At 26.0% G+C, this 5131-nt stretch carries 14 protein-coding genes; all 14 read right to left on the bottom strand.

The features are described from left to right. A partial coding sequence (locus PF569_01835; GenBank protein ID MDA3854971.1) for a hypothetical protein occupies positions 1-219 on the bottom strand: 219 nt, incomplete at its 3' end. Continuing rightward, the gene (locus PF569_01830; GenBank protein ID MDA3854970.1) at positions 216-791 is read right to left on the bottom strand and encodes a hypothetical protein; all 576 of its coding nucleotides are present in this window, start codon (positions 789-791) and stop codon (positions 216-218) included. The genes PF569_01835 and PF569_01830, both read right to left, overlap by 4 nt. A gap of 15 nt (positions 792-806) precedes the next feature. Then, positions 807-1205: a hypothetical protein gene (locus PF569_01825; protein MDA3854969.1), complete on the bottom strand. Its 399-nt coding sequence runs from the start codon at positions 1203-1205 to the stop codon at positions 807-809. 1 nt (position 1206) lies between these two features. Then, complete coding sequence (locus PF569_01820) at positions 1207-1452, bottom strand: hypothetical protein (GenBank protein MDA3854968.1); 246 nt, start codon at positions 1450-1452, stop codon at positions 1207-1209. Between the two features lies 1 nt (position 1453). After that, a complete protein-coding gene (locus PF569_01815) occupies positions 1454-1711 on the bottom strand; it encodes a hypothetical protein (protein MDA3854967.1) in 258 nt (85 codons plus the stop codon). Further along, positions 1701-1910: a hypothetical protein gene (locus tag PF569_01810; GenBank protein MDA3854966.1), complete on the bottom strand. Its 210-nt coding sequence runs from the start codon at positions 1908-1910 to the stop codon at positions 1701-1703. The genes PF569_01815 and PF569_01810 overlap by 11 nt, the downstream gene beginning before the upstream one ends. A gap of 4 nt (positions 1911-1914) precedes the next feature. Next, entirely contained in the window at positions 1915-2208 is a 294-nt protein-coding gene (locus PF569_01805; protein MDA3854965.1) for a hypothetical protein, read from the bottom strand. Continuing rightward, the gene (locus PF569_01800; protein ID MDA3854964.1) at positions 2189-2632 is read right to left on the bottom strand and encodes a hypothetical protein; all 444 of its coding nucleotides are present in this window, start codon (positions 2630-2632) and stop codon (positions 2189-2191) included. The genes PF569_01805 and PF569_01800 overlap by 20 nt, the downstream gene beginning before the upstream one ends. Before the next feature lie 8 nt (positions 2633-2640). Further along, positions 2641-2841 carry a hypothetical protein gene (locus tag PF569_01795; protein MDA3854963.1) on the bottom strand — a complete coding sequence of 67 codons (201 nt, stop codon included), beginning with the start codon at positions 2839-2841 and terminating at the stop codon, positions 2641-2643. A gap of 11 nt (positions 2842-2852) precedes the next feature. After that, entirely contained in the window at positions 2853-3083 is a 231-nt protein-coding gene (locus tag PF569_01790) for a hypothetical protein (GenBank protein ID MDA3854962.1), read from the bottom strand. After that, on the bottom strand, positions 3080-3220 hold the full coding sequence (locus PF569_01785) for a hypothetical protein (protein ID MDA3854961.1): 141 nt from the start codon (positions 3218-3220) through the stop codon (positions 3080-3082). Before PF569_01785 ends, PF569_01790 begins: the two co-directional genes overlap by 4 nt. Positions 3221-3230: 10 nt before the next feature. After that, positions 3231-3830: a hypothetical protein gene (locus PF569_01780; protein MDA3854960.1), complete on the bottom strand. Its 600-nt coding sequence runs from the start codon at positions 3828-3830 to the stop codon at positions 3231-3233. Positions 3831-3900: 70 nt separating this feature from the next. Beyond that, positions 3901-4302 carry a hypothetical protein gene (locus PF569_01775; GenBank protein ID MDA3854959.1) on the bottom strand — a complete coding sequence of 134 codons (402 nt, stop codon included), beginning with the start codon at positions 4300-4302 and terminating at the stop codon, positions 3901-3903. Continuing rightward, positions 4292-4981, bottom strand: a complete 690-nt coding sequence (locus tag PF569_01770) for a metallophosphoesterase (protein ID MDA3854958.1) — start codon at positions 4979-4981, stop codon at positions 4292-4294. Before PF569_01770 ends, PF569_01775 begins: the two co-directional genes overlap by 11 nt. Positions 4982-5131 lie beyond the last annotated feature (150 nt).

Here is a 5131-nt window from a genome sequence, read left to right as displayed (position 1 = left end):
AGTAGGATCTCTATATAAATTATTTTCTGATAAAAATTCTTTAGATAATTGTGTTTCTACTGGAAAAAATATTCCAATTTCTCCTACTTCTGTATTTTTTGAGACTATAACTAAGTTTCCAAAAATAGAAGCATGTAATACATTATCACAATTATCTAATGGAATTAATTGCTCTATTTTTACTACTGTGCCACAATAGTTTATATTTTTTGGTTTCATAATAAATATTTTTTATTCCAAGTGGATTGTCTTGTTTCATAATCTACCCAACCCCATGTTTCTTCAGCTTTTTTAATATCTTTGTTGCATTTAAATAACCACTGTAATATCATTTCATAATAAAGATAATCATCTCTATCGACAGGAGCAGTCCAGTGAATACAGAATTGCCATTTAAAGAAGAATACACAGAAGGAAGGAACCCATTCAAATACAAATGAATCATACTTTTCTTTCCATCCTAATACTGTAGAGTCTATTTTTATAGGCCATCCTATAGTTACAAAATAATAATTATTAAATATTTTAATGATAGAATTTTTAGCTCTTCTCACCATAGGTATATTAGAAAATTTTGTTTGCTTATCATTCTTTAAATAAGAATACATTCCTATAAATCTTTTAGAATCTTCAGAAGATCTTAATTTAAGTTTTCTAATACTAATAATAGTGGTACAAAAATTTAAAGGATAAAAATAAGGAGTTCCAAAGATTATTTTTCCTAGATAATATTGTTTAATAGGAGCTTTGAAAACTCCTTTAATTTCTTTTAACAAATCTTTTATTTTCATGCTGTTCTTTACTTTTTAATCAATTTCTACATACTTTCCATACTGTTCTCTACATATATTCACTAATTCAGGATCATTAAAATTATATTGATCAGGAATATCCAATACAATACATTTATCAATTAATATAGAGGGATTTAGATTCCTTATAGATTCCTTAACCATATAATAGTTATCTTCATTTACAAATACTATTTCATCTGCCCATAATACAAGTGCTTCACTAATTGGTATTAGCGCATATGATTCGTCTGTTCCACAATTTCTAACATTATATCCATATTCTTTAATTAGAAAATTCTGAAGTGTTGCTGATCTTAATAAACCAGCAGAACACACAGTTAAGACTTTTTTAGTCTTTCCTTGTGCCTCATTTTTAATATTGAATATTTGATTTCTTGTTCCTTTTATCATATTATTTTAATTTATTTTCTTCAATTCTTGCAAAAGGGCTTTCATACATAATCATATCATACCAAAATGGAACAATTTCATTTTCTATATCAAAATTATGCATTCTTGCCCTATTACTGGTAATCAATTTATTGAATTTATTAACCCATTTTTCAACTTTATTTTTATCTAAAGAACCAAATACTATATGATGATATGTATCATCACAATTGCCTAAAATTACTATAGCTAAATATAAAGGTCTCATATTATAAGAAAAAATTAACTATGTCTATTAATTCTTTTTCATTTAAAATAGGAGTTTCCTTTCTAATTTTTCCTTTCTTTGTTCTTAGCAAAGTACATTCTCTAGTAGTTTGGTCCCAATCTATATATAGATTTTTCATGAGTTTCTTCTCAAAAATCTTATATGGATACCCATATTCTTCTTCAAATACAGTATCTTCTTCTAATTGTTCAGAGAAATTTAATTCTTTAATTGTTTTGTATCTTATTTTATTGCTCATGATATTCTCTTTTTTGAAATTCATTATTAAAAGGTACAAATATAAGCTCACTAATTTGTAAATCTTCTTTAAATAACCATCCACCAGGGATTCTAGTAATTATATAATCTACTGTATAAAGTTTACCAGAATGCTCATTAGTAATTTTAGTACTTACTTCCCTACTTTCTCCAAATTTTAAATTATAGATTTTTTCCATAGTATTATTTATAAACAGATTTACTTATTATTTCTTCAAATACTTCTACAGCTTCTGTATCTCCATAATTACATTCTTCCCAACCCATTTCATCTTTTACTGAAATTTCATAATCTAGTCTAAAGAATTTCATGTCAGATTCTCTTTGTAATATTTTATGGTGATCCTCAGTATGTCTTCTACTACCATCATAAACATCATCAATTTCTTCAAATTCTACACTATCTATTTCTAAACAGCATTCATAAACTAAATTTTCCCATTGATTATTAGTTAATTTAATTCTTTCTCGTTTCATATTTATTATCTGATAAATCCTCTTTTGTATATAAACAAGGTCTTAAATATTTTAAATGATCTTTATAACCTTCCCTATTCATTAAATAAGAAAATGTATGATTTATTATTAATTTATTGTTTTCATATCTAAAACCATAAATAAAACCTATTGAATCATAATTAGGCATTTTAATTCTTAATCCTTTACTAAAATATATCCCATCTGTGAGTCTTGTAACTCCTATTACATTATCTCCAGAATAATGTAAGTGACAAGGAATTTGTTCTACAATTTCTTCCCAAAACTCTGGATATTTTTGCGGATCAAACCAATTAAAATTCCAACAATGTATATTATTTATATTAGATTTAGATGTAGAAATGTATCCTATTTCTGGACTATCTTCAAAAGGTAATTTTTTGATTAATTTATAATTATTCATATTTTTAATTATTCTTTAAAGTCGTGGTGTAATTCAAAAATTGTAAATTCACTTTCAATTTCTTTGTCAGAAATTTCTGGATAAACTTCTTCACATTCTTCATATCCATGCCAGTTATCTACACCAACTCCTTCTAATTCTATTAAAGTAAATTCTTCACTTAATAGTTCTCTAATTCTTTCTAAAGGTACTTTTACAAATTTATTCATAAGTTTATTAATTATTCCTGTTTTAAAAGTTCATCTGCTAATTTATATGACAATTCACTTATAAGTTTAGAATTAGTGCCATTAAAACCATGAATGTTAATGTTATTTGGATTAGATATTAATCCTTGCATAGCCATACAAGCAGCATAAAATCTTTTAGACATACCAGGATCTAAATCTACTGGTACATTCTCTTCAAAATTAAATGGAAATGCTGGTTCTTGTCCTAATTTTTCTTTCATAATTTATTAATGTAAATTCTAGTCGGAATATCATAATAACCTTTTTCCCAACTGATTATATAAAATTTCTTTAATTCAGTATCATAATATACTTGATTATCCTGGTCAGGAATCATATCTTTTGGTAAGTTTTTCATATTTATAATTTTAAGGTATGTACAATGAAGTCGGATTATTTTTATGTATCTCTACGTCAGGATATTCTACAGCAAATTGCCTAGGATCAAAAGGTTTTGTAATTACATGAACTCCATTTTTACTAGGTATAAAAGCTAATACTTTATTTGTTATCATAGGATGTTGTCCATATAAATAACCTTTTATATCAATATACCAATCAGGATTTGTAGGAATATAATCAAAATCTAATAACCATATTCTATCTCCACCATTATGTACACCACATGCAGTATTCCAAGCTCTATGTACTTTAGTGAAAGCCTTATTATGCATTAATTCAGCAATATTTTTTAATACATTAAAAGAAGTTTTATAGTAACTTCTCTTATTTAAATTAATTCCAGCTCTAGCATTAAATACTTCACAAAGTTTAACTACCTCTTCTTTTCTCTTTAATAATTCTTCTTTGCTCTTAATATAATATGCTTTTATTAATCTACTGCTGTTATTACTACCTAAATATCCTGTGGGATTGTCTTTTTTCCTCTGCAAAATTTGAAGAAAATAAAAATCATCCTCAGAACTGAATTGTAATAATTCACTTATTTGATTAAAATTGTCTACCATACTTAGGGAGGTTTTGGGTTTTCATAATTATCTATATCTTTCTGCAAATCCATTACTAAGTCATTAAAGGTCATAATTTTATATTTAATTGTTTATACAAAAATTTTAAATTTATATAATGAATTCTCCAAGAACATATATCTGCTACTTTTTCAATAGCATCAATAATATCTTGCTCAGAATATTTTACTTGATTTCTCTCTGAAAATTTTATTGCATTCTCTTCTTTAGAAAAAATAAACCAATCTTTTGGATTATCTAATGGAGAATAACAATAAGGAAGGATCTGATAATAATCTTTTTGTACAGCGAAGAATCTATCTCCTGTATAAATATCATCACCCTCTTCAGAAGTATATATTAATGGTCTCCATTCATCTGGATCAGGAACAGACCATTCAGGAAATATATTATCTCTTATATCTCCAGGAATTTCTAGAATTTCTTTACTTTTAATGTGTTTATATTTCATTAGTAAATATTACTTCATTTGTTTCTTTATCCCACTCAAATGTAATTGGGGCTGTGGAGACATTGTACTTTTCATCCAATATAGAAGCATTTATAAAATGTGTTCCTTCTATAAATCTATATCCGTAACCACCATGAATATGTCCAAATATATGAATACTTGGTTTTATTTCAGCTACTTTAGCTAAAAGTCGAGGACATCCTAATAAAGGTTTATTTATTGGAGACCCTGCTGTATCTAATATAGCTAAGGGAGGATTATGTGTTACAAGAATATCTGTATTAGGAAGAATTTCATCTAATTTTTCTTGAAGAGCTTCTCCTTCTAAATTAAAAGCCCAATTACAAAAATATGATTGCCATGGAGTTCCAAAGATCTTTATCATGTTTTCATAGTCATTACCAATACAATATAAATCAGATTCTAAATATATAATATCTTTAAAAGAATTAATAATATTCATAGAATTTTCTTTATTATCTTCTAAACCTAATTCATGATTTCCAGCAATAAATATTTTATAAGTATAGTCTTGTTTAGAAAACCATTTACAAAAATTACGTATTTCGTGTTCATGCCCCATAGAAGTAAAATCTCCAGAGTGTACTAATAGATCTCCTCCTGGTAATTGTATTTTTTTATGTTTTCCGTGTGTATCAGAGATAACTGTTATTTTCATTAATTATTTTTAAAAATTAAGACCTAATAAGTTAATTACTTATCAGGCCAAATATCCATCTTATTTACTTTCTTTATTACATACAGTACATTTAGCAGAATTTCCATTTTCAGCTAAATTAAAAACTCTTAATTTTTTACCATATTTTTT

This window comes from Candidatus Woesearchaeota archaeon, assembly GCA_027858315.1.
Taxonomy (GTDB): domain Archaea; phylum Nanobdellota; class Nanobdellia; order Woesearchaeales; family UBA583; genus UBA583.
Note: the sequence above shows the minus strand (reverse complement) of the source record. Positions and strands in the feature narration are given on the sequence as shown.